Source organism: Fibrella aquatica (genome assembly GCF_041321135.1).
GTDB lineage: Bacteria > Bacteroidota > Bacteroidia > Cytophagales > Spirosomataceae > Fibrella > Fibrella aquatica.
On sequence record NZ_JBGGWF010000009.1, the window covers coordinates 139,968 to 163,815 of the forward strand.

33 protein-coding genes are annotated in these 23,848 nt (G+C 49.5%); 31 read left to right on the top strand and 2 right to left on the bottom strand.

Annotated features, from left to right (window positions below):
- Positions 1-115: 115 nt before the first annotated feature.
- Positions 116-2,905 (bottom strand): malto-oligosyltrehalose synthase, encoded by a 2,790-nt coding sequence (gene treY / locus ACAW87_RS19095; RefSeq protein ID WP_370725241.1) that lies wholly within the window; start codon positions 2,903-2,905, stop codon positions 116-118.
- Between the two features lie 73 nt (positions 2,906-2,978).
- Positions 2,979-5,951: a putative LPS assembly protein LptD gene (locus ACAW87_RS19100; RefSeq protein WP_370725242.1), complete on the bottom strand. Its 2,973-nt coding sequence runs from the start codon at positions 5,949-5,951 to the stop codon at positions 2,979-2,981.
- Positions 5,952-6,163: 212 nt separating this feature from the next.
- Between ACAW87_RS19100 and ACAW87_RS19105 the strand changes: the two genes are divergently transcribed.
- The 31 genes from ACAW87_RS19105 (at position 6,164) to rplQ (ending at position 23,834) form a co-directional block, all read left to right on the top strand.
- Positions 6,164-6,946 (top strand): N-acetylmuramoyl-L-alanine amidase family protein, encoded by a 783-nt coding sequence (locus ACAW87_RS19105; RefSeq protein ID WP_370725335.1) that lies wholly within the window; start codon positions 6,164-6,166, stop codon positions 6,944-6,946.
- Between the two features lie 179 nt (positions 6,947-7,125).
- Positions 7,126-8,127 carry an MlaD family protein gene (locus ACAW87_RS19110; protein ID WP_370725243.1) on the top strand — a complete coding sequence of 334 codons (1,002 nt, stop codon included), beginning with the start codon at positions 7,126-7,128 and terminating at the stop codon, positions 8,125-8,127.
- 335 nt (positions 8,128-8,462) lie between these two features.
- Positions 8,463-9,083, top strand: coding sequence for a 50S ribosomal protein L3 (gene rplC / locus ACAW87_RS19115; protein WP_370725244.1), 621 nt, complete (start codon positions 8,463-8,465; stop codon positions 9,081-9,083).
- 6 nt (positions 9,084-9,089) lie between these two features.
- Entirely contained in the window at positions 9,090-9,719 is a 630-nt protein-coding gene (gene rplD / locus ACAW87_RS19120) for a 50S ribosomal protein L4 (protein WP_370725245.1), read from the top strand.
- A 3-nt stretch (positions 9,720-9,722) separates the two neighbouring features.
- Positions 9,723-10,010 (top strand): 50S ribosomal protein L23, encoded by a 288-nt coding sequence (gene rplW, locus ACAW87_RS19125; protein ID WP_370725246.1) that lies wholly within the window; start codon positions 9,723-9,725, stop codon positions 10,008-10,010.
- A 35-nt stretch (positions 10,011-10,045) separates the two neighbouring features.
- Positions 10,046-10,870, top strand: a complete 825-nt coding sequence (gene rplB / locus ACAW87_RS19130; RefSeq protein WP_370725247.1) for a 50S ribosomal protein L2 — start codon at positions 10,046-10,048, stop codon at positions 10,868-10,870.
- A 7-nt stretch (positions 10,871-10,877) separates the two neighbouring features.
- Complete coding sequence (gene rpsS / locus ACAW87_RS19135) at positions 10,878-11,156, top strand: 30S ribosomal protein S19 (RefSeq protein ID WP_085412247.1); 279 nt, start codon at positions 10,878-10,880, stop codon at positions 11,154-11,156.
- A gap of 91 nt (positions 11,157-11,247) precedes the next feature.
- Positions 11,248-11,640 carry a 50S ribosomal protein L22 gene (gene rplV / locus ACAW87_RS19140; RefSeq protein ID WP_085412248.1) on the top strand — a complete coding sequence of 131 codons (393 nt, stop codon included), beginning with the start codon at positions 11,248-11,250 and terminating at the stop codon, positions 11,638-11,640.
- Positions 11,641-11,645: 5 nt separating this feature from the next.
- Positions 11,646-12,536 (top strand): 30S ribosomal protein S3, encoded by an 891-nt coding sequence (gene rpsC, locus ACAW87_RS19145; protein WP_207329609.1) that lies wholly within the window; start codon positions 11,646-11,648, stop codon positions 12,534-12,536.
- A gap of 78 nt (positions 12,537-12,614) precedes the next feature.
- The gene (gene rplP, locus ACAW87_RS19150; RefSeq protein WP_370725248.1) at positions 12,615-13,043 is read left to right on the top strand and encodes a 50S ribosomal protein L16; all 429 of its coding nucleotides are present in this window, start codon (positions 12,615-12,617) and stop codon (positions 13,041-13,043) included.
- A 21-nt stretch (positions 13,044-13,064) separates the two neighbouring features.
- Positions 13,065-13,259: a 50S ribosomal protein L29 gene (gene rpmC, locus ACAW87_RS19155; RefSeq protein WP_370725249.1), complete on the top strand. Its 195-nt coding sequence runs from the start codon at positions 13,065-13,067 to the stop codon at positions 13,257-13,259.
- Between the two features lie 20 nt (positions 13,260-13,279).
- The gene (gene rpsQ / locus ACAW87_RS19160; RefSeq protein WP_370725250.1) at positions 13,280-13,600 is read left to right on the top strand and encodes a 30S ribosomal protein S17; all 321 of its coding nucleotides are present in this window, start codon (positions 13,280-13,282) and stop codon (positions 13,598-13,600) included.
- Between the two features lie 6 nt (positions 13,601-13,606).
- The gene (gene rplN, locus ACAW87_RS19165; protein WP_370725251.1) at positions 13,607-13,975 is read left to right on the top strand and encodes a 50S ribosomal protein L14; all 369 of its coding nucleotides are present in this window, start codon (positions 13,607-13,609) and stop codon (positions 13,973-13,975) included.
- Positions 13,976-13,989: 14 nt separating this feature from the next.
- Positions 13,990-14,331, top strand: a complete 342-nt coding sequence (rplX, locus tag ACAW87_RS19170) for a 50S ribosomal protein L24 (protein ID WP_370725252.1) — start codon at positions 13,990-13,992, stop codon at positions 14,329-14,331.
- Between the two features lie 40 nt (positions 14,332-14,371).
- Positions 14,372-14,929, top strand: coding sequence for a 50S ribosomal protein L5 (gene rplE / locus ACAW87_RS19175; protein WP_085412254.1), 558 nt, complete (start codon positions 14,372-14,374; stop codon positions 14,927-14,929).
- A gap of 12 nt (positions 14,930-14,941) precedes the next feature.
- Entirely contained in the window at positions 14,942-15,211 is a 270-nt protein-coding gene (gene rpsN / locus ACAW87_RS19180) for a 30S ribosomal protein S14 (protein ID WP_085412255.1), read from the top strand.
- Positions 15,212-15,288: 77 nt separating this feature from the next.
- A complete protein-coding gene (gene rpsH, locus ACAW87_RS19185) occupies positions 15,289-15,687 on the top strand; it encodes a 30S ribosomal protein S8 (protein ID WP_085412256.1) in 399 nt (132 codons plus the stop codon).
- 15 nt (positions 15,688-15,702) lie between these two features.
- The gene (gene rplF, locus ACAW87_RS19190) at positions 15,703-16,260 is read left to right on the top strand and encodes a 50S ribosomal protein L6 (protein ID WP_370725253.1); all 558 of its coding nucleotides are present in this window, start codon (positions 15,703-15,705) and stop codon (positions 16,258-16,260) included.
- Positions 16,261-16,290: 30 nt separating this feature from the next.
- On the top strand, positions 16,291-16,644 hold the full coding sequence (gene rplR, locus ACAW87_RS19195; protein WP_370725254.1) for a 50S ribosomal protein L18: 354 nt from the start codon (positions 16,291-16,293) through the stop codon (positions 16,642-16,644).
- Positions 16,645-16,648: 4 nt separating this feature from the next.
- Entirely contained in the window at positions 16,649-17,164 is a 516-nt protein-coding gene (rpsE, locus tag ACAW87_RS19200; RefSeq protein ID WP_085412259.1) for a 30S ribosomal protein S5, read from the top strand.
- 12 nt (positions 17,165-17,176) lie between these two features.
- Entirely contained in the window at positions 17,177-17,356 is a 180-nt protein-coding gene (gene rpmD / locus ACAW87_RS19205) for a 50S ribosomal protein L30 (protein ID WP_207329615.1), read from the top strand.
- 12 nt (positions 17,357-17,368) lie between these two features.
- Positions 17,369-17,845, top strand: coding sequence for a 50S ribosomal protein L15 (gene rplO / locus ACAW87_RS19210; protein ID WP_370725255.1), 477 nt, complete (start codon positions 17,369-17,371; stop codon positions 17,843-17,845).
- 25 nt (positions 17,846-17,870) lie between these two features.
- Positions 17,871-19,184 (top strand): preprotein translocase subunit SecY, encoded by a 1,314-nt coding sequence (gene secY, locus ACAW87_RS19215; RefSeq protein WP_370725256.1) that lies wholly within the window; start codon positions 17,871-17,873, stop codon positions 19,182-19,184.
- A 6-nt stretch (positions 19,185-19,190) separates the two neighbouring features.
- Positions 19,191-20,018: a type I methionyl aminopeptidase gene (map, locus tag ACAW87_RS19220; RefSeq protein ID WP_370725257.1), complete on the top strand. Its 828-nt coding sequence runs from the start codon at positions 19,191-19,193 to the stop codon at positions 20,016-20,018.
- Between the two features lie 7 nt (positions 20,019-20,025).
- Positions 20,026-20,244, top strand: coding sequence for a translation initiation factor IF-1 (gene infA, locus ACAW87_RS19225; protein ID WP_009284801.1), 219 nt, complete (start codon positions 20,026-20,028; stop codon positions 20,242-20,244).
- Positions 20,245-20,258: 14 nt separating this feature from the next.
- Positions 20,259-20,375, top strand: coding sequence for a 50S ribosomal protein L36 (gene rpmJ / locus ACAW87_RS19230; protein ID WP_207329619.1), 117 nt, complete (start codon positions 20,259-20,261; stop codon positions 20,373-20,375).
- A 5-nt stretch (positions 20,376-20,380) separates the two neighbouring features.
- Complete coding sequence (gene rpsM / locus ACAW87_RS19235) at positions 20,381-20,758, top strand: 30S ribosomal protein S13 (protein WP_370725258.1); 378 nt, start codon at positions 20,381-20,383, stop codon at positions 20,756-20,758.
- A gap of 133 nt (positions 20,759-20,891) precedes the next feature.
- Complete coding sequence (gene rpsK / locus ACAW87_RS19240) at positions 20,892-21,287, top strand: 30S ribosomal protein S11 (protein ID WP_085412266.1); 396 nt, start codon at positions 20,892-20,894, stop codon at positions 21,285-21,287.
- A 131-nt stretch (positions 21,288-21,418) separates the two neighbouring features.
- On the top strand, positions 21,419-22,024 hold the full coding sequence (gene rpsD, locus ACAW87_RS19245; RefSeq protein WP_370725259.1) for a 30S ribosomal protein S4: 606 nt from the start codon (positions 21,419-21,421) through the stop codon (positions 22,022-22,024).
- A 98-nt stretch (positions 22,025-22,122) separates the two neighbouring features.
- On the top strand, positions 22,123-23,112 hold the full coding sequence (locus ACAW87_RS19250) for a DNA-directed RNA polymerase subunit alpha (RefSeq protein ID WP_370725260.1): 990 nt from the start codon (positions 22,123-22,125) through the stop codon (positions 23,110-23,112).
- A gap of 77 nt (positions 23,113-23,189) precedes the next feature.
- A complete protein-coding gene (gene rplQ / locus ACAW87_RS19255) occupies positions 23,190-23,834 on the top strand; it encodes a 50S ribosomal protein L17 (protein WP_370725261.1) in 645 nt (214 codons plus the stop codon).
- Positions 23,835-23,848: the final 14 nt, after the last annotated feature.

Sequence of the window (23,848 nt, forward strand, 5' to 3'; positions counted from 1 at the left end):
ACATATTCAACGCGAAAACCCCAGAGTTGGATGCTGGCTATTGGATGCTGGATGCCAGACATCTAATGTCCAGCGTCCAGCATCCAATAGCCAGCATCCAATATTCGGCATCCTATCAGTCTGCCATTCTTAGCAAGGCCATCGGCAGTTTGTTTCGGAACAGATCGTTTATCGTCAACGCACTGCCGCTGGTATTAAGCAGGCAGTCGTGCCAGGTACGTTCGGTCGGCATCACAACCCGTGTATCCTGCCAGTTGATCATCATAGGATCGCTGACACCTGCCTGACTACACAAGCGTGCCAGATGAAGCGGTACCACAACAACATATTCGGCCCCCTGATGCTGCCGGGAAAAGGCTAGAATATGCTCGCGGTATTCGCCCTCTACCTCGACTGCAACATAGTCGGCGTTGGCCCAGAAATCGGGCTGGGCACGCCGTGTCTCCAACAAAAGCTGGGTGAGCCACAGTTTAGACTCTCCGCTAAATCGATTCTCCCATAAGGTGGCTGGCTGGGTACGTTCGGGTAAGGCTAGGCTAGCCATCAGTTTGGCCCGATGAGCGTAATCAACCGGGCGGCGATTGTCGGGATCTACCAGGCTTAGATCGTGTAATTCGCATCCCTGATAAACATCGGGTACACCTGGCGTGGTGAATTTCAGTAGCACTTGCGCCAGTGAATTGATGATGGCAAAATCGGCGATGCTATTCAGGAAAGAGAGAAATTCGGACCAGAACGAGCCTTCCTGATCCAGCAAATGGTCGATGAATGCGTGAGTGGCATCCATATAACGCTGGTTTGGCGCTGTCCAGCTTGTATGTCGCTTAGCTTCCTGCAAGGCTTTTGTTACGTACTCTTTCAGGCGGTTCTGGAAATCGTCGCTGTCTTCTCCGGCAAAGGGATGTGCGCCAACCAGCGTTTGCAGAATGAAATAAGCATCGTTTTGGTCAGGCATATTCTGCGGCCTGTGCGAAGCCGTTTTGTCCAGCCATTGTTGTGCTGTTTCTACCCATTCATTGCCAAGGGCAGTCAGCACATTCAGACGGGCGCGTACATCTTCGCCCCGTTTGGTATCGTGGGTCGAGGTGCCGTTCATCGCCAATGGCCACTGTGTCTGCCGCTCCTCCATGGTGCGATGGAACGCAGGTATGTCCATGCCGAACGCCTCGGCCGAGTCGCCTACTTCGTTATGTCCGATAAAACGGAAATACGTGTAGAGCAGGGTGTCTTCAACGCCTTTGGCCATAAGCGGCCCGGTAAACTGCATGCATCGCTGGTAAAACCGCAGGGCACGAGCGTTGTACTCAGCCTCACCTCGTTGCGGATTGATCAACCAGATTTGCTCCAGCAGGTCGGCTGGTGCCTTGAATTCGACCGCCCGGTTACGCACTCCGTCGAGCATATGTCGCAGGGCGTCGGCCTCGTCTGCTTCCAGCGGAAACTGATTGCCATAGTAGCGGTACACAGGGCATTGCACCAGTAGTTCGGCAATGGTCAGCAGCAGCATGGTTTCGTTGACGTTGGCTAGTTCTTCACCGGTAGCCAATTGCTGATGCCAGAAGAATTTGTAGAGGTTGGCCAGTTCGCCACCCATATCCTGATACAGGATATACGCTTTCCGACTTAGAATCTGATCGTGAATCGGTGTGGTGTTACCAACCAGTTTTTCATAGAACTGCGTGAAGGCTTCCTTTCCAGCGGGGTCGGTCAGTATGTTATTGACTAGTGCCAGGTAGTCGTACCCGCTGCTTCCCTGAATGGGCCAATCGGCGGGCATGGCTTCGCCGGGTTCCAGAATTTTCTCGACAACAATGTAGGGTTCGGTACCCATTGTTTCCCGTAGTCGATCCAGATAACCCGCCGGGTCGAAGAGGCCGTCGATATGGTCGATGCGGAGGCCCTGAAATGTACCATCGGCTACCAATTCGTGCGTGAGTTGATGCACTTTGTCGAACACCTCGGGCCGTTCTACAGCCAGGCAAATAAGGCCGTTAACGGTAAAGAAACGTCTGAAGTTGATGCGTCTCCGGGTTTCTTCCCCATCGCAAAGGCGGTAGTGTTGTTCTTCGCAAAGCGCATGAATATCGTCGGCCGATTGGTTGAACCAGGCTAGGCGCGTTTCCACGTAGTGGCGAACGGCTTCATCATCGTCCATGAGTGCTGCCAGTTCCAGCCGGGCTTCGTCCCAAATCAGGGCGGGGTTTCCCACAAAGGCGTGCTGCTGATCAACAAAACCGCGCTGATCCGTTACGTCGATTACCGGGTTGGTTGGTTCAGGCGCGAAAACGCCGTTTATCTGCGATAGCCATTGCGACAGGGCCGCAGGTACGTTGGTGGCAAACACATCGGCATGTTGTTGTTCTTCTGATACGAGCGCCTGTGCGTAGGTGTGCGGGGCCAGCGGAAAATGGCTATCGTAGTACTGAAGCACGAGCCGCTGATGCAGATACGCTACCCGCAGTTCGCCATTTTTGATGATTTCGACCAGTTTCTGACCCAGAAAGGGAGCCATTAACGTTCCGTCGAACAATTCGTTACTGCCTGGAATATCAAAATACCCGGCATAAAGAGACTGATGCCCCTTTTCCAGCACATCGCTTATCCAAGGGTTGGCGGGGTGGAAAGCCAGATGGTTAGGTACAATGTCCTGTACCCAACCCATGTTGTGTTCCCTTAATTTCTGGCTCAGGCTTCGTAACTGATCCAGCGTACCTATTTCCGGGTTGATGCGTTGCGGGTCAATACCATCGTACCCGTGGGTGCTGCCGGGCGTAGCGGCCAGTGTCGGCGAAGCGTAAATAGTGGTAACACCTAACTTATGCAGGTATTCGATCTGTTTTTCGAGATCGGCAAATGTGAAATTCTCGTGCAGTTGCACGCGATAGGTAGAAACCGGATTGTACATGACGTTGAGTGTAGATGACCTGTTAACAGACCACTACCTAAACGGCAAGAGTACCGGTAAATGTTTTGTGGTGCTAGCGATAGCCGCCGCCAAAACCGCCATTATCGAAGAACGAGCGGCGGCGGCTGAGTTTCAACTCCTGAAGAATCGACGATTTGGCGCGTAAATCGAACGAGTAGTTACCGGCGCGGCTGGCACTACCGGCGTAGGGCGTCCAGTTGAAGGCCATTTCCCAGCAATGCAGGTCACGGTTCACGCCGATGGTTGTGAGCGAAGGGGCTTTGAACTGGAAATCGTAGCCCGTCTGGTAGGTAAACTTCCATTTGGGCGTCAGGCTGAAGTCGCCGGTTAGGTTCAGTGTTTGAATGATGGCGCTTTGCATGGGAGTCAGGCGAGTATAGCCAAACGAATAGCTAACGTTGACCGTCCATGGAATGTCAAAATCGACGTACAGATCGGGGTTCTGGTTAATCGCTTTCAGCGTAGCGTCCGACGCGTTGGGTGATTTCTTGGGGGCGTCGGCCTTTTTCGGCGCAAACCGGGTGCTCACGAAAGCCTGAAGACTGGTCAATCGCCCTAAACCTTGTCCTTCAAACACAGAATACCGATTGATTCGTGGGTACGTTACCGTCGATTCCTGACCGACAATGGCGGCTACAGCCGGGTCATACCCTGTGAAACCGGTTTGGTAAGGATTATAGTAGGCGTTGTAAAAAGGCCGATACGCATACGGATCAAACGTTGACGACAGGTTGAAATTGACGTTTTTGAAGATCTGTGTATTGGCGCTGACGTTGATCGGCGAGAGCTTATATTCCGGTGCCAGCACATTGTAACTGCCGTTGATACTGATATTATCGAAGAGTGGAATCTTCTTGAATTCAGCCCCTGATGTATCGTCCCTTGAGCGCACTTTCATTTCCAGCTGGTTTACAATGCCAAAGGAAATTACGGCATTTTGTCCCGGCGCGCTACTGCCATACGTACCGCCCAAACCCCTATACCGCGAGAGTGTCCGGCGATATTCGGGAAGGTTAGCCAGTTTCTCACCCACGGCAGGCAGGGTAGTGAAGAAGCCAAATGAAGAGCCTGAGAAGTCGGGTGTGTAGCTGATAGAGACAGAAGGTGCTACCGTGTGGCGAATAGCTTCGAGCCGTTTGCCCCGGAAGAAGTAGGTGCCATATACCCGCGTGTTGAGGCTGGCGTTGGTGGCAAACGAATAAGTGGGGAAGAAACCACGGGCCGTATCAATACGCACGCCGTCTTTCACAGGATCGTACGTGTAGGTCAACTGTCGGCTATAAACGTCGCCCTGTAGTGAAAAGCCGGGCGTGAAGTTGATGTAGCGGGCAATTTTAAAGTTAGGCAGCGCCACCGGAATGCTATAGCGCATGGTTACGTTGCGGTTATCTAAAATGCGGCTGAGGTTATCGAAATTGAACGCAATCAGGTTTGGGTCAGTTACCGTTTGCCCTAATCGGATCAATTCTGCACGAGCCAGGCTATCTCGTACGCGCTGTTCGCGGCTCAGAAGGGTAACCCCATCGGGAGGAAGCACGTTGAAGCCAAGTCCGCTGGTGTCGAGTTGTGTGCGAATGGTGTTGTTGATCTGCGCCTGCGCGTCGAACTGGAAGCCTACGCGAAAGCTTTCGTACCATTTTCCGGTGCCGCCTTTTAGGGCGAATGGCGCAATCTGGTTTACCGACAGGTTGAAATCGGCCCCTACATCGGTTTTCCCGTTTTCGCGAACGCCTGTTTGCCGGTTTACCTGCCCGAACTGCTGGTTTACGCGAATGTTGGAGCCCGATCGAATGTATTTTCCAAAGGTGCGGCTGTACTGGATAGACGACCCGGCTACGTTGGATGTAACGGCTTGTGTGCTGAAGGAGTTGAATTGATTGTAGCTGTTACTGGTCACGTTCACGTTGGCCGAAAACGACCCCCGACGACCAATATTCTGCGGCGCGTGCGACCAGTTGATGGCAAAATCGGTACGTGGCGGGTTCAGGAGTTTTTCTGCTTCAGTAAGCGCCCCCGACGTGTTGTAGTTGTATCGAAGCTGGAAGCTACCGGCGTAGCGATACCGTTTGTTATACGCTCCCGACGTACCTAGTCCCCAGCTCCCGCGTGAGTAGAGTTGCCCGGTGAACTGAAGGCCTAGGTTTTCATTGACCGCCCAGTAATAGCCACCGTCGCGCAGGTAAAAGCCGCGCCCGTTGGGTTCTTCGCCGTATTGAGGCATCAGAATACCGGAAACGCCAATGTCTTTTTTCTTAGGAAACGGGAAAAAGCCGAAGGGAAGCCCAATGGGTAACGGAATTTGGTTAATTACCAGATTGAATGGCCCCGACACCACCTGCTTGTTGTGTACTACTTTCAGTTTAGGGGCGTTGATGTGGAAGTGGGGCGTAGCCAGATTACAGGTTGTGTAGATCGAACCCCGGATATACAGATTATCGTCAGCATCTTTTTTTACTATTTTTCCGCGAATGTTGCCTTCGCCCTGCTGCGTTACAATTCCCTGAACAAGTGCCTTCTTGGTCTTAAAGTTGTAGCGTATTTCTTTGGTGTTATATTCTTCGCTACGGTCTTTAAAAATGGGTGACCCCACGGTCTTCTTCGACGTCGAGTCGTATCGACCCCGGGCATATACTTCGTTAGTGGCCTGATTTAGTTTAATGTAGTCGGCTTTAAGTGAGATGGCCCCGTAGACAACTTCTGCGTCGCCCCAGAGCTCAACAATCTGGCCATTTACCTGGCTCGAATCCTTCGAAGAATATTGAACGGTGGTGGTAAACTGGTCTTCCGGGGTCTTCGTTGTATCTTTTGTTACACCCAGGCGAGTGGTATCAGCGCCGGTAATGCCCGTTATGTTTGTGCGTTGGGTACGTAGCGGGGCAGAGGAGGATGTACTGACGGGGCGCGTGTTGGCTGGGATAGAGGGTGGTACTGGCAATGGGCTCAACGGATTAGTGGGACGCTCCTGCGCGTGCAGAAGGCCCGTAACTGCTGTTAATAGCCACAGTAGCAGTGTATAATTCGTCACCCGTAAAATAATATACCTGATTTTCGGTTCTATCAAAAATTACATTTGCTGCTGTCAATCGTCTCAACAGAGCCTACAAAGTTACCTACGAACAATCACGTGATACTGCCTTGAAACGCATTTTGCTGTTAATTTTTATTAAACCCTTTACTCCCATCAAGTCGGTTATGCTTGTTAAGATTATCCTACTTTGCGTAGTGCTGGTTCCCTTAATGGCTGGAACAATGTTGCCTAAACCAGCCTGGCAAGATAGCACCAATCAGCAACCCCGCCCAGCCGGACGAGCCAATCTGATCCGTACGGTTGTGCTCGATGCCGGGCACGGTGGTAAAGATCCGGGAACACATGGTCGGTATGCCAAGGAGAAAACCATGAATTTGAAGCTAGTCATGGCATTGGGAGCGAAGATAAAAGAAGAGATGCCTGGTATGCGCGTTATCTACACCCGCACCACCGATCGTTTCATTGAGCTTGCCGAGCGGTCGGCTATTGCCAACCGTAACCGCGCCGATCTGTTTATTTCTATTCACTGCAACGCTAATCCCCACTCAAAAGCTATTCACGGTACCGAAACGTACACGATGGGTTTGCACAAAACAGAAGGTAACCTCGACGTAGCGAAGCGGGAGAATGCGGTTATTTTAAAAGAGGCAAACTATCAGGAAACGTACAAGGGCTTCAACCCCAACTCACCCTTAGCCTATATTATGCTGGCTAATTACCAACATGCGTTTATGGGTAGTAGTATCAGCTTTGCCGAGAAAATCGAACGCAACTTCCGTCGTCAGGCAGAGCGAAATAGTCGGGGTGTCAAACAAGCTGGTTTTCTGGTGTTGTGGCGTACTACGATGCCTAGTGTACTGATAGAAGCCGGTTACCTCACCAACGCTAACGAAGAAGATTTTTTGGCTTCTGATACCGGGCAGGAGCGGATTGCCGGAGCCATTTATAATGCCTTTGAGCAATATAAGCGGGATATGGAAGGGGCGAACTGAGACTTAAACTCCTCTCATTCAACGTTTGAAGGGCGCTATTCTCCGGTAATATAGTGCTCTGGGGCACACTTTAGACCTTTGACGTTGAACTTTGGATTGTATTACTTGAACCCTGACCCCCCTGTTACCGGTTATACGTCGAAGCGCATCTGAATGTGCACTGATTCTTTTCACGCTACATGAAACTCTCCCAGGAAGCGAAAGTAGGCCTGTTGGCCTTAGTTACCTTCACCATGTTTTTCTTCGGATTCAATTTTCTCAAGGGGAGCAACATCTTCAAGAAAAATAAGCAGTTCACCGTTGTTTACGACAATGTTGACGGGCTTACTACCTCTAACCCGGTATTACTAAACGGACTGACAGTAGGACGTGTGGCCAAAATTGATCTGTTGCCTGAGCAGGGAAATAAGTTGCTGGTAACCATCGACATGAACAAAAACGTAGTTGTTCGTCAGGGTTCCAAAGCGTTACTGGCCGATGGTGGCTTACTGGGTGGCAAAATCATTCGTCTGGAGCTGAACAGAGCAGGAGGCGTCATTGATGAAGGTGAACTGATTGCGGCCAATGAGCAGGGTATCTCGGCTCTGATCAAAGAAAAAACCTTGCCGGTTTTGAATAACGTTGATTCACTGACTCGGCGGTTAAACTATGTAGTTGCTTCATTCGATCAAACCGCCGACGTACTCAATCAGACGTTGCGTGGGGCCAATACCGTTACAGGTACGTTGAATAGTGCGTTGAACGAAAACCGGGCGGGGTTACGGCTCGCGCTGGCGAACGTAAATCAACTATCGCGTTCGCTGGATCAAACCACCCGGGAGTTGAGTCCTATTTTGACCAAGGCATCAACATTCACCGATTCGCTGAATGCACTGCAACTACGGCAAACGTTAAACAGCGCTAACAAATCGATTGATAATCTGCAGAAGCTGCTGGGCAACATTGAGAAGGGTCAAGGCTCGTTGGGCAAACTTACCACAGATGACTCGCTCTATGTGAACGTAAGCCGAACGGCGGGTGGCCTGGAAAAGCTGTTGACTGATTTCCGACAAAACCCGAAGAAGTACATCAATGTATCGTTCTCGGTATTTGGGAAAAAAGACAAGCCTGCTGCTAGCAAACCCGGTGCGATGACCACAACGACCGTAACCACAACGGTGGTCGACACTACGCGAAAGTAAATTTTTGGCGGCACTTTGATTCCCAATTACTTTCTGCTACTTTTGCACTCCCAATCGCAACAGTTTATTAACGACATAGAAGCGAGTGAAGGTCCGAAAGGAAACCACATTTGATTTAGTTAGCGGCAGAGGCGTTCCACGAGGTACGTTGTTTTGCCCTGAGGAGGTCAGGTGTTCTAACGCCTGACCTTTTTTTGTGCTGAAAAACAAGCTGTTGCAATCACGGTCTATTTCCCGTACTTTTGCGCTCCGTTTCGGCGGGGTCCGGCCTACCGGCGGCACGGCGCTCCGTGATAGTTTAATCAATCATTCACCTGCTTTTTAACAAACAGAAAATGTCTGGATTAATTGGTAAAAAGATCGGGATGACCAGTGTGTACAATGCGGACGGGCAGGCTCTGGCATGTACAGTAATTGAAACTGGTCCCTGTGTTGTAACCCAAGTCCGCACCAAGGACAAGGATGGCTATGAAGCTGTTCAATTGGGTTACGGAGAAAAAAGAGAGAAAAACACCAACAAACCGATGTTGGGCCACTTCAAAGCGGCTAACACAACGCCAAAGCGGAAACTGGTTGAATTCAAAGAATTCGAGCAGTCGTTCAACTTGGGCGATACGCTCCTGATTGGAGACGTATTCGGTGAGGGAGATTTCGTTGACGTAGTCGGTACGGCTAAGGGTCGCGGTTTCCAGGGTGTAGTAAAACGCCACGGCTTCGGCGGTGTTGGCGGACAAACACACGGACAGCACAACCGGGGTCGTCACCCAGGTTCGATTGGTGCTTGTTCATTCCCTTCACGGGTGTTCAAAGGTCTGCGCATGGCAGGTCGTATGGGTGGTAACCGGGTTACGGTTCAAAACCTGAAAGTGTTACGTGTGTTGCCTGAGCAAAATCTGCTGGTTGTCAGCGGTTCGGTTCCAGGTGCCAAGAACTCATTCGTCATAATCGAGAAGTAAGCCGTCATGGAAGTTATCGTATATAACAGCAAAGGCGAAGACACAGGCAAGAAAGCCGAATTGTCTGACGCCATCTTCGGCATCGAACCGAACACGCACGCGATCTACTTAGACGTTAAGCAGCACCTGGCCAACAAACGGCAGGGTACGCACAAAACGAAAGAGCGTGCAGAGAGTGCCCACTCGACTCGTAAGATCAAGAAGCAGAAAGGAACGGGCGGTGCTCGTGCCGGTAGCATTAAATCACCCGTATTTGTGGGTGGTGGTACCATCTTCGGTCCCCGCGTTCGTGATTACTCGTTCAAACTGAACAAGAAAGTAAAGGCTCTGGCCCGTCGTTCTGCACTGGCTGCCAAAGCCCAGGCTAGCAATGTATCAGTGCTGGAAAGCTTCACATTCGATGCGCCACGCACGAAAGATTATGTAGCCTTCCTGAACGCGTTGCAACTGACTGGCAAAAAGACCCTGCTGATTCTGCCCGACGTAGATATCAACATCGTTAAGTCGAGCCGTAACGTACAGAAAACTCGTGTGACCACTGCTTCGCAGGTGAACACGTATGATCTGATGAATGCTGACCAATTGCTGATCAGCACAGAGGCCCTGGAGAAACTGCAAACCATCTTAGCGAACTAAATCATGGACGTGCTGAAAAGACCGATCGTAACCGAGAAGATGGCTGTGCTGAACAAGCTAGGTCAATATGCCTTCGCGGTAGATCCCAAAGCCAATAAAATCGAGATTGCCAGAGCTGTAGAACAACTGTATGGTGTAAACGTGACGAGCGTAAACACGATGCGGAAACTGGGCAAAAAGCGCTCGAAAAACATTAACGGACGGGTTGTTACAGGTCGTACTCCCCTCGTTAAGAAAGCCATCGTGACCGTCGCTGAAGGCGAAGTGATCGACATTTACGGAGATTTATAGCCTGACCCCATAGGCTGACAAACCGAACCATTATCATGGGCGTAAGAAAACTAAGACCAATCACCCCCAGCATGCGTGGTCGCGTGGCTCCTGATTTTAAGGAGTTAACTACCAGCAAGCCCGAAAAGAGCCTGTTAGAGCCCCTGAAAAAATCAGGTGGTCGTAACGACACAGGCCGTCGGACGATGCGCTATATTGGCGGAGGCCACAAGCGTATGTACCGAATTATCGACTTCAAACGCGATAAATTTGACATGCCTGCTACCGTTATTTCGGTAGAGTATGATCCAAACCGTTCAGCCCGTATCTCACTGGTACAGTACGAAGACGGTGAGAAACGCTACATCATTTCTCCGCAAGGGATTCAGGTGGGCCAGATCATTCAGTCAGGCGAAGGTGCATCACCCGACGTGGGCAATGCATTACCTCTGTTGAAGATGCCAATTGGTACCATCGTTCACAACATCGAATTGCAGCCAGGTCGCGGCGGTTCAATGGCGCGCTCAGCAGGTACGTATGCACAGCTTGTTGCTCGTGAAGAGCGTTATGCTGTACTGCGTTTGCCTTCTGGTGAAACCCGCCGTGTGTTGAACGTATGTTTAGCTACGGTTGGTACGGTGTCAAACGCCGATCACATGAACGTTACGATGGGTAAAGCCGGTCGTGTGCGTTGGTTAGGTCGCCGTCCACGGGTACGTGGTGTTGCTATGAACCCAGTCGATCACCCAATGGGTGGTGGTGAGGGTCGTGCATCAGGTGGTCACCCCCGCTCTCGGAACGGTCAATTTGCTAAAGGTCAGAAGACCCGGAGCAAGAAGAACCCGTCTAATAAATTGATTATCAGCCGTCGTAAAAAGTAAGCAGTAAATGGCACGTTCCTTAAAGAAAGGCCCCTACATCGACTACCGCCTCGACAAGAAGGTGGAAGCGCTGAACGATACGGGCAAAAAATCGGTGGTCAAGACCTGGTCTCGCCGGTCAATGATCTCACCTGATTTTGTAGGTCACACCTTTGCTGTGCACAACGGCAACAAGTTCATTCCGGTCTATGTAACGGAGAACATGGTGGGTCACAAACTAGGTGAATTCTCTCCTACCCGCAATTTCCGTGGTCACACGGCGAAGAAAGACAAAGGCAAACGGTAAAATCAGTGAAAGGTTAAAAGTTAAGAATTAAGAGTTGGTGTCTAGGCAGATAACTCTTCACTATTAACTTTTCACTATTAACTCCTTAGAAATGGAAGCAATAGCTAAGCTTAAAAATGTACCCACTTCACCTCGCAAAATGCGGTTGATCGTCGATTTGATTCGCGGTCAGCGTGTGAGCCGGGCGTTGGGTATCCTGCGGTTTCAGCCGCAAGCCGCTGCCGTTACACTGCAAAAAGTCCTTCTTTCGGCAGTAGCCAACTGGCAAGTAAAATACGAAGGTGAGCGCATCGAAGATGCCGACCTGTACATCAAAACGATTTTCGTTGATGGTGGCACGATGTTAAAGCGTCTGCGCCCAGCGCCACAAGGCCGTGGTCACCGGATCCGCAAACGGTCGAACCACATTACGTTGGTGATCGATAGCGCGGCTCCCGCTCTGCCGACCATCGAAACGGCACCCGAAACATCTGAAAACGCGTAACTCGAATGGGACAGAAAATTAATCCAGTAGGTTTCCGGCTCGGCATCGTCAAAGGATGGGATTCGAGTTGGTACGGCGGCAAAGAGTTCGCAGATAAACTTGTTGAAGACCAGAAAATCCGTAAATACATCTCAGCACGTATTCCGAAAGGAGCCATTGCCCGGGTTGTTATTGAGCGGACGCTTAAGCGTATTACCCTAACGATTCACACGGCACGTCCGGGTATCGTCATTGGTAAAGGCGGCGGTGAAGTTGACAAGATCAAAGAAGAGCTGAAAAAGATCACGGGCAAAGATGTTCAGATCAATATCTTCGAGATCAAACGTCCTGAAATTGACGCTAAACTGATTGGTGAAGCGATTGCTCAGCAATTGGAAGCCCGGATTTCATTCCGTCGCGCCATGAAGCAGGCTATCAACTCGGCTATCCGTGTAGGTGCTCAAGGTATTAAAGTAAAAGTATCGGGCCGCTTAGGCGGTGCTGAGATTGCCCGTTCAGAGCAATATAAAGAAGGTCGTGTGCCTCTGCACACTATGCGTGCCGACATCGATTATGCCTTGTCTGAAGCTCAGACAGTGTATGGTAAAATCGGTATCAAAGTATGGGTCTTCAAAGGTGAGCTGTACGGTAAGCGTGATTTGTCACCTGCTGCACTGATGTCACAGGCTTCAGCCGGCGACCGTGCTGGTGGAAGTAATGACCGTGGCGACCGTGGTGGCCGTGGTCGGGGCGATGAGCGTGGCGGTGATCGTGGTGGCCGTGGTCGTAATGATCGTGGCGGCAACAGCAATGATCGCGGAGGCAATAATCGTGGTGGCGGAGCCCCTGGCGGCGCTAATCGTGGCGGTGGCGGCGCAGGTCGTCCCGGCGGTGGTGGCGGCGGTGGTCGTCGATAGACATCAGTGAACCGTGGGTGACCCACAGCGTACACGTACCTGAATAAGCCCACGATTCCTTAACTCACTATAACAGCAATGTTACAGCCAAGAAGAACCAAGTTTCGCAAAATGCACAAAGGTCGTATCAAAGGACTCGCTACACGCGGGTTCGAGATTTCCTTCGGTACATTTGGCATTAAATCACTCGAACCAGGTCGTATTACGGCTCGGCAAATCGAAGCAGCTCGTATCTCTGTGACACGGGCTATGAAACGGGAAGGTCAAGTCTGGATTCGTATTTTTCCTGACAAGCCTATCACGAAGAAACCCGCCGAAGTACGGATGGGTAAAGGTAAAGGTGCCCCTGAATATTGGGTAGCCGTTGTGAAGCCCGGAACGATTATGTTCGAGACTACCGGTGTTCCACTCGCTACTGCCCAGGAAGCACTGCGGTTAGCCGCTCAGAAACTACCTGTACGTACGAAATTCGTTGTTCGTCGGGATTATATCGAAGAAGAGGCATAAGCCACAGGAGATCAGAGAGCCATGAAAAAGCAAGAAATCAAAGCCCTGTCGGTCGATCAGTTAGTTGAGCAGATCAGTGCCGAAAAATCGCAATTACAGAAGCTAACCTTCGCTCATGCGGTGTCTCCTATCGAGAACCCAATGCGCATTCGGGAAAGCCGCAAGCTAATTGCCCGGTTATACACGGAGTTGACCCAGAAGGAAAATCAGGCATAACCCGTTAGCTACGTATCGCAATGGAATCACAACAAGAGCAAACTCAGCCGCAGGTCGCAGCATCTGCGCCAGCCGCAGCAGCATCGGTTGAACGGAGTGCCCGGAAAGAACGCGTTGGTAAGGTCACCAGCAATAAAATGATGAAGACCATTACCGTTGCCGTTGACCGGAAAGAGAAGCACACCAAGTATGGTAAATTTATGACCAGCACCACCAAGTTCACGGCACACGACGAGAACAATGAGTGCGGTATCGGCGACACGGTTCGGATCATGGAGACCCGCCCGTTGAGCAAGAACAAGCGTTGGCGTTTAGTTGAAATCATCGAGAAAGCGAAGTAAGCAGCCATGGTACAGCAGGAATCAAGATTAGGTGTTGCAGATAACAGTGGTGCGAAAGAAGTACTCGTTATCCGCGTACTGGGCGGTACAGGCAAGCGCTACGCTTCGTTGGGCGATAAGATCGTAGTTACGGTCAAAGCCGCTATCCCGTCTAGCAATATGAAGAAAGGCACGGTGTCTAAAGCCGTTGTCGTTCGGACTAGGAAAGAGGTACGTCGTAAAGATGGTTCATACATTCGCTTCGAAGACAATGCAGCGGTATTACTGAACAATAACGATGAGCCGCGTGGTACGCGCATCTTCGGGCCGGTTGCCCGTGAACTGCGCGAGAAGCAATTCATGAAAATCGTTTCGCTAGCCCCCGAGGTTATCTAAACTAAGGCATCAGGATGGAAAAGAAGAAAACAGTCGTTCCGCACAAGTTCCACATCAAAACCGGCGATACCGTATTGGTACTTTCTGGTAATAGCAAAGGACAACGGGGCGTCATCAAAGAAGTAATCCGGGAGAAAGACCGGGCGAAGGTGGAAGGCGTGGCAATGATCACGAAACACATCAAGCCAACGGCTCAAAATCCTCAGGGCGAACTGCGTAAAGAAGAAGGTACGATCCACATCAGCAATCTGATGGTCGTTGATCCTGCCACAGGTGAGCCGACCCGGACGGGCCGCCGCCTGAACGAGAAAGGGAAGTTGCAGCGTTTTTCTAAGAAGACGAACAACCTGCTTTAATCGGCTAATGTGTTCCAAAACACACTAAACGGACAAAGAAATGGCAAGCACGCCACGATTGAAAGATAAGTATGTAAACGAAGTGGCTGAACAACTCAAGCAGAAGTTTGAGTATAAGTCAGCCATGCAGGTGCCACGCCTGACCAAAATTGTTATCAACAAAGGCATTGGTGCCGCTGTTGCCGATAAGAAACTGGTCGATGTAGGCGTAGACGAATTGACAACGATCACTGGTCAGAAGGCTGTACCAACGCTGTCAAAGAAAGCCGTATCTAACTTTAAACTGCGGGAGAATATGCCCATTGGTGCGAAAGTTACGTTGCGCGGTGACAAAATGTACGAATTCCTGGACCGTCTGACTACGGTGGCTCTGCCCCGCGTTCGTGACTTCAAAGGAATTAGCGACAAAGGCTTTGATGGTCGTGGTAACTATACCTTCGGCGTTAAAGAACAGATTATCTTTCCAGAAATCAGCATCGACAAGGTGTCACGTATTTCAGGAATGGACATCACCTTTGTGACAACGGCAGATACCGATGCGGAGAGCATCGAATTGCTGCGGGCTTTGGGTATGCCTTTCGCCAGCAACAAAAAATAAGTAAAACCAACCATGGCTAAAGAATCACTCAAAGCAAGAGAGCGCAAGCGGCAAGGTTTAGTCGCTAAATATGCGACAAAACGGGCTGCGCTTAAAGCGGCTGGCGACTACGTTGGCTTAGACAAACTGCCACGGAATGCCTCACCGGTTCGTCTTCACAACCGTTGCAAATTGACTGGCCGTCCTCGTGGCTACATGCGCAAATTTGGTATTTCGCGTGTAACCTTCCGCGAGATGGCAAGCGCCGGTAAGATTCCGGGTGTAACGAAGTCAAGCTGGTAAGGTTTTATTTCTCAAACAGTTTCCGTACTTTTGCAAGCCTTTTTCAGATACAGGCAAGCAAGTAACTCCTTGCAGAAATGAATACAGATCCGATAGCAGATTTTTTGACCCGTGTCAGAAACGCCATCCGTGCCAAGCACCGTGTGGTGGAAATACCTGCATCAAATATTAAAAAAGAAATCACGAAAGTGCTCTTCGAAAAAGGCTTCATCCAGAACTACAAGTTCGATGAAACTGGTCCTCAGGGTACAATCAAGATTGCCTTGAAATACAACCCGACTACAAAACAGTCAGCTATTGTTGATTTGCAGCGGGTTAGCCGTCCGGGTCTTCGTCAATACACAGGTGCAGCAACGTTGCCCCGTATTTTGAACGGACTGGGTGTCGCCATTGTGTCGACGTCAAAAGGCGTCATGACGGACAAAGAAGCCCGGACGCTGAATATAGGCGGCGAGGTGTTGTGTTACGTTTATTAATACCAAAGAAACACTATGTCACGCGTAGGGAATAAACAAATTGAACTGCCTGCAGCCGTTACTGTCTCCGTAGATGCTGAGAACGTAGTAACGGTGAAAGGCCCTAAAGGCAGCCTGTCACAGGCTATCGACCGTGATATTTCGGTATCAATGGAAGATGGCATTGTAAAGGTAACGCGCCCAACTGAGCAAAAGCGGCATAAGGCCCTTCACGGTCTTTACCGTGCGCTGGTGAACAATATGGTGGTGGGTGTAAGCACTGGCTTCAAAATTGATCTGGAAATTATTGGTGTAGGTTACAAAGCCTCGGTTGCCAATAATATTCTGGAATTGAATCTGGGCTATTCACACAATATTTTCCTGGCGATTCCGGCTGAGATCAAAGCAACTGCCATCACTGAGAAAGGCCAGAACCCAAAGGTTATCCTGGAAGGGACTGACAAGCAGTTGATTGGCGATGTAGCTGCCAAAATTCGCTCACTCCGTAAGGTTGAGCCATACAAAGGAAAAGGTATCCGCTTCGTGGGTGAAGTGGTTCGCCGGAAAGCTGGTAAGTCAGCAAGTAAGAAGTAATAAGCGCCCATTTGGTCGGTATCAAATAAAATGGCAGCAACGAAACAATCAAGACGGCAACGGATCAAGTTTGGTATCCGGTCGAAAGTATCCGGGTCGCCTTCACGCCCCCGTTTATCTGTATTTCGCTCTAATAAAGCGATCTACGCACAAATCATTGATGATGAAGCAGGAAAGACACTCGTGTCAGCTTCTTCAATGGAATTGAAGACCGAAGTGAGCGGTTTCACAGTTGAAACTGCGAAAATGGTCGGTCAGCGGTTAGCCGAAAAGGCCGCCGCCCAGAATGTACAGTCGGTGGTTTTTGACCGTAACGGCTATTTGTATCACGGCAAGGTGAAAGCCCTGGCTGACGGTGCCCGTGAGGGTGGCCTCAATTTCTAAGAGAATGGTATCGAACGTAAAACCGTCAAAAGTAAACGAGGCTGACCTGAAAGAGCGCGTAGTAGCGATCAATCGGGTAGCCAAAGTAGTAAAAGGTGGTCGTCGCTTCAGTTTTGCGGCCATCGTAGTTGTTGGTGATGGCAACGGCGTAGTAGGTTATGGCCTGGGTAAGGCGAACGAAGTAACAGACGCTATTACCAAAGGTGTTGAAGATGCCAAGAAAAACCTGTTCCAGGTTCCTTTGCTGAAGCGCACTGTACCCCACGAAATGGAAGGTCGTTTCGGCGGCGGTTTCGTGTTGGTTAAACCAGCTGCTCCGGGTACAGGTGTTATCGCAGGCGGTGCCATGCGTGCTGTATTGGAAAGCGCCGGTATCCATGACGTACTGGCAAAATCGAAAGGCTCATCTAACCCGCACAACGTAGTAAAAGCTACCATTGATGCGCTTATCAAGATGCGTCTGCCTCACCAGGTTGCCTTCCAGCGTCAGGTGTCACTGAAGAAAGTATTCAACGGTTAATCGAGACGAAATATGGCACAGGTACGTATTACTCAGGTGCGCAGCACCATCAAACGTCCTAAAACTCAGAAACTGGCGATCCAGTCATTGGGTTTGGGCAAAATTAACCGGAGCATTGTACTGGAGTATAACCCATCTATCGCTGGTGTTATTCGTAAGGTCGAACATCTGGTTAAGATCGAAGAAATTTAAATCAAACTGACAATGAATCTAAGTCATATCAAGCCGGCAAAAGGGTCAGTTAAGCAGCGCAAGCGAGTCGGTCGCGGTCAAGGTTCCGGAATGGGCGGAACATCGACCCGTGGCCACAAAGGTGCTCAATCACGCTCTGGCTACAGCCGTAAGCTAAACTTTGAAGGTGGTCAAATGCCCCTTCAGCGTCGCTTACCTAAATTTGGTTTTACTAACCCAACTCGGGTAGAGTACAAACCAATCAACCTGGATACGTTACAGGAATTGGCCACAACTGCCAATGTTACAACCATCGATTTCGCTGTACTGCGAGAACATGGTTTAGCTGGCAAAAATGACCTCATCAAGGTATTGAGCCGTGGTGAAGTTACGTCAGCCCTGGAAGTATCAGCCCACGGCTTCTCCTCATCAGCCAAAGAGGCTATTGAGAAAGCAGGAGGGAAAGTAACCGTTATCGAACGGATTGCTAGGAAAGAGTCTGCGATTTAACCACCGGAAGCCGCGTACGACTTGTATGAACCGTTTCATAGAGACTATCAAGAATATCTTTTCAATTGAGGAGTTGAGGACACGTATCCTCAACACTCTTTTGTTTATAACGGTCTTCCGACTGGGTACGCAAATTGTGCTCCCCGGTGTCGATCCAGCCCGTTTAAATGTGCGTACCGACGGGCTCCTTGGCCTGCTTGATACGTTCCTGGGTGGTGCCTTCAGCAAGGCGTCCATCTTTGCGTTGGGTATCATGCCTTACATATCGGCGTCAATTGCCATTCAGCTTTTGACACTGGCACTCCCTTACTTCCAGAAAATGCAGAAGGAAGGAGAGTCGGGCCGTAAGAAGCTGAACCAAATTACGCGGGTACTGACAATCTTTGTTACAGCCATTCAGGCCGTTACGTACATCCGTACAACGATCCCTGCTGATGCGCTGTTCATTGATCGGACACTGTTTACGGTTGCTGCTGTATTTATCTTAACTGCCGGTACCATCTTCTGTATGTGGCTGGGCGAGCGGATAACTGACAAAGGAATCGGTAATGGTATCTCGATGATCATCATGATCGGTATTGTATCAAGGCTGCCAGGTGCTATTTACGGCGAGGCTCTTTCACGGGGAACATCGCAGATCTTCATCTTCTTTATCGAGATGGTTGGTTTGTACTTCGTGATTATGGGTGCTGTATTGCTCACGCAAGCAGTACGTCGTATACCGATTCAATATGCTAAGCAAGTTGTTGGCAACAAAGTGGTAGGTGGTCAACGCCAATACTTGCCATTGAAATTGAATGCTGCCGGCGTTATGCCGATCATCTTTGCTCAGGCATTGATGTTCGTACCCGGCTTTGCCTTTGGTTTAGGTGCTGAAAAAAGTGAGACGATGGCGTCGCTGTATAATACGTTTCAAGACTACACGTCATGGCAGTACAACCTGTTGTTTGCTTTGTTAATTATAGTCTTTACGTTCTTTTATACGGCCATCTCGGTTAACCCTGTTCAGATCTCTGACGACATGAAGCGCAGTGGTGGCTTCATTCCGGGAGTTAAACCGGGCCTGTCTACCTCAGAGTATATCGGAACGGTACTTGACCATATTACCTTGCCGGGTGCTGTTATGCTGGCTATCGTTGCTATTCTGCCTTCGTTAGCCAGTCAGCTGGGCATGACTTCGAGTTTCGCTTCTTTCTTTGGTGGAACTTCGCTGTTGATTATGGTTGGCGTGGTACTAGATACATTGCAACAGATTGAAAGTTATCTGTTAATGCGTCGTTACGAAGGTTTGATGAAGTCTGGCCGAGTTAAGGGCCGTACAGAAGGCATACCAGCATAATAACGTATGATTACATTACGCAGCGACGAAGAAATTGAGATCATTCGTGAGAATGGTCAGGTACTCGGTAAAACACATGCCGAAGTCGCTAAGCTGATTCGTCCGGGGATTACGACTAAGGAACTTGACATTGTTGCACAGACGTTCATAAAGGATAATGGCGGTATACCCTCGTTTCTTGGTTTCAACAATGGTACCGCTACTCGTTTTCCGGGTGCTTTATGTATTTCGGTAAATGATGTTGTTGTACATGGTTTTCCGACCAGCTACGAATTAAAGGAAGGCGACATAATATCAGTAGATTGTGGCGTTTTCCGGAACGGTTATCACGCCGACAGTGCGTATACGTACCCGGTAGGAGAAGTTGCTCTTGGTGTTCGAAAACTGCTGATGCGTACTAAGGAATCCTTATACGTTGGCACGGCCAAAGCAGTTGATGGTAATCGGATTGGCGACATTGGCTATGCTATTCAGTCGTATACGGAGCATTTCGGATATACGGTAGTACGTGAGTTGGTTGGTCATGGTGTTGGTCAATCATTACATGAGGAGCCACAAGTGCCCAATTATGGCAAGCGTGGTCAGGGTGTGAAGCTGAAAGAAGGAATGGTGCTTGCTATTGAGCCCATGATCAATTTCGGCAAAAAAGGTGTGGTACAGGAGCGCGATGGCTGGACAATTCGGACAAGTGATCGCAAACCCTCAGCACATTTTGAGCATACCGTGGCAGTTCGTAAAGGGAAGGTCGATATTCTGACTACATTCGATTATATCGAAGCAGTGACGGCTGGAACCAGTATGGAAATCGAGTTGAGTGCCGCAGCAGTGGCTTAACGTCTATATGGCAAAACAGAATTCGATTGAGCAAGACGGTGTGATTCTAGAGGCATTGTCTAATGCGATGTTTCGGGTAGAACTCGCCAACAAGCATGAAGTGATTGCACACATCTCAGGAAAGATGCGGATGAACTACATCAAAATTCTGCCTGGTGACCGTGTGAAGTTGGAGATGTCGCCTTATGATTTGAGTAAGGCGCGAATTGTGTACCGTTACAAGTAAACAGGCAAGCAACCATGAAGGTTAAAGCGTCAATTAAAAAGCGCAGTGTAGACTGCATCGTGATCCGGCGGAAAGGGAAACTGTACGTGATCAACAAGAAGAATCCCCGTTACAAACAAAGACAAGGTTAAGCACTATGGCACGTATTGCAGGTGTTGACATCCCCGATAAGAAGCGCGGCGCTATTTCGCTGACGTACATCTATGGTATCGGTCGGAGCGCAGCAAAAACGATTCTGGCAAAAGCTGGTATCGATGAAAACAAAAAAGTTGGTGAGTGGAATGACGAAGAGTCTACGGCTGTTCGTAACGCTATCAGCGAAGAGTTTAAAGTAGAAGGTGCACTGAAATCAGAAGTGCAGCTTAGCATTAAACGGTTGATGGACATTGGTTGCTACCGTGGTCTGCGTCACCGGAAAGGTCTGCCAGTTCGTGGTCAAAAAACCAAGAACAACTCACGGACTCGGAAAGGGAAGCGTAAGACGGTTGCCAACAAGAAGAAAGCAACGAAATAAGTAAATGGTCATTAGTTGAAACGTCATTCATAGTCATTAGCTAGTCAGTTATCGTTCAATAAAGTGCGTTCGACAAATGGCTATTAATGACAAGAAATGACCAACTTCAAAGTAATGACGATTATCTAAGCAAATGGCACAAGCAAAACGTAAAGACAAAGCTAAAAAGCGGGTCGTCGTAGTTGAGTCAGTAGGTCAGGTACACATCCGGGCTACGTTCAACAACATCATCATTTCGATTACGAACATGAACGGTCAGGTTATCTCATGGGCATCTGCCGGTAAGATGGGCTTCCGTGGTTCGAAAAAGAATACCCCCTATGCAGCTCAAACAGCTGCACAGAACTGCGCACAGGTTGCCCATGAATTGGGTATGCGGAAGGCAGAAGTGTTCGTAAAAGGCCCGGGTGCCGGACGTGAGTCAGCCATCCGTACTGTACAGAACACGGGAATCGAAGTGACTACAATCCGTGATATTACCCCGCTGCCCCATAATGGTTGCCGCCCTCCGAAACGTCGGCGCGTATAGTATTGGGTAAAGTTGATTGCAATCATTTGGCATAGTACTAAATTATAGTCAGGTTATTGCCGCAGCAATGAATACGGTTGGGCGACATTCAGTTGTGTCTGATCTCTTTTTCACATTATTCATTTCTTATAATGGCACGTTATATTGGCCCAAAAGGCAAAATTGCCCGTAAGTTTGGTGAGGCTATCATTGGCCCCGTCAAAGCTTTACAAAAGAAAAACTATGCGCCCGGCATGCACGGACGCGGTCGGAAGCGTAAGACCTCAGAATATGCTGAGCAGCTTCAGGCAAAACAGAAAGTGAAGTACATCTATGGTGTGCTGGAGCGTCAGTTCCGTGGATTATTCCACCGCGCCGCTGTTAAAGAAGGCATCACTGGCGAAAACCTGCTGAAGCTTTGTGAAGCCCGTCTTGATAACACTGTTTATCGCATGGGTATCGCTTCAACTCGTCGGGCTGCCCGTCAGTTGGTTTCTCACAAACATATCACTGTTGATGGAGAAGTAGTGAACATTGCTTCATACTCTCTGAAACCTGGTCAGATCATCGCAGTTCGCGAGAAATCGAAGTCGCTTGAAGCTATCACGACTAGCTTGTCTGCTCGTAATGCAAAGCGGTTCAACTGGCTGGAGTGGGATCAACAGCAATTAGCTGGTACGTTTATCAGCTATCCTGAACGTGATCAAATTCCTGAGAACGTCAACGAGCAATTGATCGTTGAATTGTACTCTAAGTAATAAATGAGTATAGTTGGCCGAAGCGGTTGGTAGTGTTTATCTGCGAACCACTTCGGCCAACTGTAGTCTTAATTTTAGGCTGTTAACCACGAAAAGGTATGTCTATATTAGCTTTCCAAATGCCCGATAAAGTCGTAATGGAAAAAGCCGACGACTTTCACGGTGTATTTGAGTTTAAGCCTCTCGAAAAGGGTTATGGCGTTACAATTGGAAACGCTTTACGCCGCATACTGTTGTCGTCACTGGAAGGTTACGCCATCACTAGCGTCAAGTTTCCAGGCGTACTCCATGAATTCTCTTCGATTGAGGGAGTTGTTGAAGATGTAACTGAAATTATCCTGAACCTGAAAATGGTTCGGTTTAAGAAGGTTAATGATATGGTCGACAACAAGATCACGGTCAACATCAAAGGTCAGTCGATGCTGAAAGCTGGTGATATCAGCAAGGCAACGGCATCATTTGAAGTGTTGAACCCAGATCTGGTTATCTGCAACATCGACAATACACGCGACCTGGAGATGGAAATCTTCGTAGAAAAAGGTCGTGGTTACGTACCTGCCGATGAGCCGCGTGCCAACGAATTGCCATTCGGTCATATCCCTATCGACTCGGTCTACACCCCGGTGAAGAACGTTAAATTCGGTGTTGAGAACACGCGGGTAGAGCAAAAAACGGATTATGAAAAGCTGGTTCTCGATATCGAGACCGACGGTTCAATTCATCCGGAAGAAGCGCTGAAAGGTGCCGCTCATATCCTGATTCAGCACTTCATGCTGTTCTCGGATCAAACAATGACGTTTGATACGGTGAAGCCTGAAGAAGACAATGTCGTTGACGAAGAGATGCTGCATATGCGCAAGCTGCTCAAAACGTCACTGGCTGATCTTGATCTGTCTGTACGTGCTTACAATTGCCTCAAGTCTGCTGAAGTGCGGACGTTGGGCGATCTTGTACGTCTGGAAATTTCAGATATGATGAAGTTCCGCAACTTTGGTAAAAAGTCGCTGACTGAATTAGAGCAATTGGTTGCCGACAAAGGTCTTACCTTCGGTATGGACGTTGTGAAATATCGGTTAGACGAAGAATAAGCTCAGTTTGACGTTTACCGTTTGAAGTCTGACGTTTGTCACTTCGAACGTCGGACGACAAACGACAAACTACTACAATGAGACACGGTAAAAAAGATAATCACCTCAGCCGGACCCATTCGCACCGCGACGCAATGCTGTCGAATATGGCCGTTTCGCTGATTATGCACAAGCGAATTGAGACAACGGTTGCGAAGGCGAAAGAACTTCGTAAATACGTTGAGCCGATTCTGACGCGTGCCAAAGAAGATAACAATCAAAATCGTAAGGTTGTCTTCCAGTCACTGAACCACAAAGAGGGCATGAAGGAGTTGTTCGGCGTAGTGTCGGACAAGATCGCTTCTCGGCCTGGCGGATACACCCGCATCATCAAACTGGGCAACCGGAAAGGTGACGCAGCTGAGACCTGCCTGATCGAACTGGTTGACTTTAACGAAACACTGCTGGCCGCTGCTGCTGAGCAGGCTGCAACCAAAACTCGTCGTAGCCGTCGGGGTGGTTCAGGCCGTGGCGCTGCTGGTGCAACTGACGTTGTTCCTGTAGCTGTTGCTGCTGACGAAACGCCCTCAGCCGAAGTGGTTGAGGAAACGCCAGCCGCAGTTGTAGAAGAAGCTCCTGTTGCTGCTGCTCAAGAAGCGCCTGTAGTTGAAGCCACATCTACCGATGAGGCTCCTGCTGCTGAAGAAGCAAAAGATGACGAAACAAAGCCCGCCGCTGAATAGTGAAAAGCCACTCG

Bases quoted from the DNA above. Each gene is read 5' to 3' on its own strand.
- rpmC (WP_370725249.1), top strand. From the start codon at position 13,065: ATGAAAAAGCAAGAAATCAAAGCCCTGTCGGTCGATCAGTTAGTTGAG.
- rpsQ (WP_370725250.1), top strand. From the start codon at position 13,280: ATGGAATCACAACAAGAGCAAACTCAGCCGCAGGTCGCAGCATCTGCG.
- secY (WP_370725256.1), top strand. From the start codon at position 17,871: ATGAACCGTTTCATAGAGACTATCAAGAATATCTTTTCAATTGAGGAG.
- rplD (WP_370725245.1), top strand. From the start codon at position 9,090: ATGGAAGTTATCGTATATAACAGCAAAGGCGAAGACACAGGCAAGAAA.
- ACAW87_RS19105 (WP_370725335.1), top strand. From the start codon at position 6,164: ATGGCTGGAACAATGTTGCCTAAACCAGCCTGGCAAGATAGCACCAAT.
- rpsK (WP_085412266.1), top strand. From the start codon at position 20,892: ATGGCACAAGCAAAACGTAAAGACAAAGCTAAAAAGCGGGTCGTCGTA.
- rplP (WP_370725248.1), top strand. From the start codon at position 12,615: ATGTTACAGCCAAGAAGAACCAAGTTTCGCAAAATGCACAAAGGTCGT.
- rplC (WP_370725244.1), top strand. From the start codon at position 8,463: ATGTCTGGATTAATTGGTAAAAAGATCGGGATGACCAGTGTGTACAAT.
- rpsS (WP_085412247.1), top strand. From the start codon at position 10,878: ATGGCACGTTCCTTAAAGAAAGGCCCCTACATCGACTACCGCCTCGAC.
- rpsD (WP_370725259.1), top strand. From the start codon at position 21,419: ATGGCACGTTATATTGGCCCAAAAGGCAAAATTGCCCGTAAGTTTGGT.
- rplE (WP_085412254.1), top strand. From the start codon at position 14,372: ATGGCAAGCACGCCACGATTGAAAGATAAGTATGTAAACGAAGTGGCT.
- ACAW87_RS19110 (WP_370725243.1), top strand. From the start codon at position 7,126: ATGAAACTCTCCCAGGAAGCGAAAGTAGGCCTGTTGGCCTTAGTTACC.
- rplW (WP_370725246.1), top strand. From the start codon at position 9,723: ATGGACGTGCTGAAAAGACCGATCGTAACCGAGAAGATGGCTGTGCTG.
- rplB (WP_370725247.1), top strand. From the start codon at position 10,046: ATGGGCGTAAGAAAACTAAGACCAATCACCCCCAGCATGCGTGGTCGC.
- rplX (WP_370725252.1), top strand. From the start codon at position 13,990: ATGGAAAAGAAGAAAACAGTCGTTCCGCACAAGTTCCACATCAAAACC.
- rplQ (WP_370725261.1), top strand. From the start codon at position 23,190: ATGAGACACGGTAAAAAAGATAATCACCTCAGCCGGACCCATTCGCAC.
- rplR (WP_370725254.1), top strand. From the start codon at position 16,291: ATGGCAGCAACGAAACAATCAAGACGGCAACGGATCAAGTTTGGTATC.
- ACAW87_RS19250 (WP_370725260.1), top strand. From the start codon at position 22,123: ATGTCTATATTAGCTTTCCAAATGCCCGATAAAGTCGTAATGGAAAAA.
- rplO (WP_370725255.1), top strand. From the start codon at position 17,369: ATGAATCTAAGTCATATCAAGCCGGCAAAAGGGTCAGTTAAGCAGCGC.
- rpsH (WP_085412256.1), top strand. From the start codon at position 15,289: ATGAATACAGATCCGATAGCAGATTTTTTGACCCGTGTCAGAAACGCC.
- rpsE (WP_085412259.1), top strand. From the start codon at position 16,649: ATGGTATCGAACGTAAAACCGTCAAAAGTAAACGAGGCTGACCTGAAA.
- infA (WP_009284801.1), top strand. From the start codon at position 20,026: ATGGCAAAACAGAATTCGATTGAGCAAGACGGTGTGATTCTAGAGGCA.
- rplF (WP_370725253.1), top strand. From the start codon at position 15,703: ATGTCACGCGTAGGGAATAAACAAATTGAACTGCCTGCAGCCGTTACT.
- rpsC (WP_207329609.1), top strand. From the start codon at position 11,646: ATGGGACAGAAAATTAATCCAGTAGGTTTCCGGCTCGGCATCGTCAAA.
- rpsM (WP_370725258.1), top strand. From the start codon at position 20,381: ATGGCACGTATTGCAGGTGTTGACATCCCCGATAAGAAGCGCGGCGCT.
- rplV (WP_085412248.1), top strand. From the start codon at position 11,248: ATGGAAGCAATAGCTAAGCTTAAAAATGTACCCACTTCACCTCGCAAA.
- rplN (WP_370725251.1), top strand. From the start codon at position 13,607: ATGGTACAGCAGGAATCAAGATTAGGTGTTGCAGATAACAGTGGTGCG.
- map (WP_370725257.1), top strand. From the start codon at position 19,191: ATGATTACATTACGCAGCGACGAAGAAATTGAGATCATTCGTGAGAAT.
- rpsN (WP_085412255.1), top strand. From the start codon at position 14,942: ATGGCTAAAGAATCACTCAAAGCAAGAGAGCGCAAGCGGCAAGGTTTA.
- rpmJ (WP_207329619.1), top strand. From the start codon at position 20,259: ATGAAGGTTAAAGCGTCAATTAAAAAGCGCAGTGTAGACTGCATCGTG.
- treY (WP_370725241.1), bottom strand. From the start codon at position 2,905: ATGTACAATCCGGTTTCTACCTATCGCGTGCAACTGCACGAGAATTTC.
- rpmD (WP_207329615.1), top strand. From the start codon at position 17,177: ATGGCACAGGTACGTATTACTCAGGTGCGCAGCACCATCAAACGTCCT.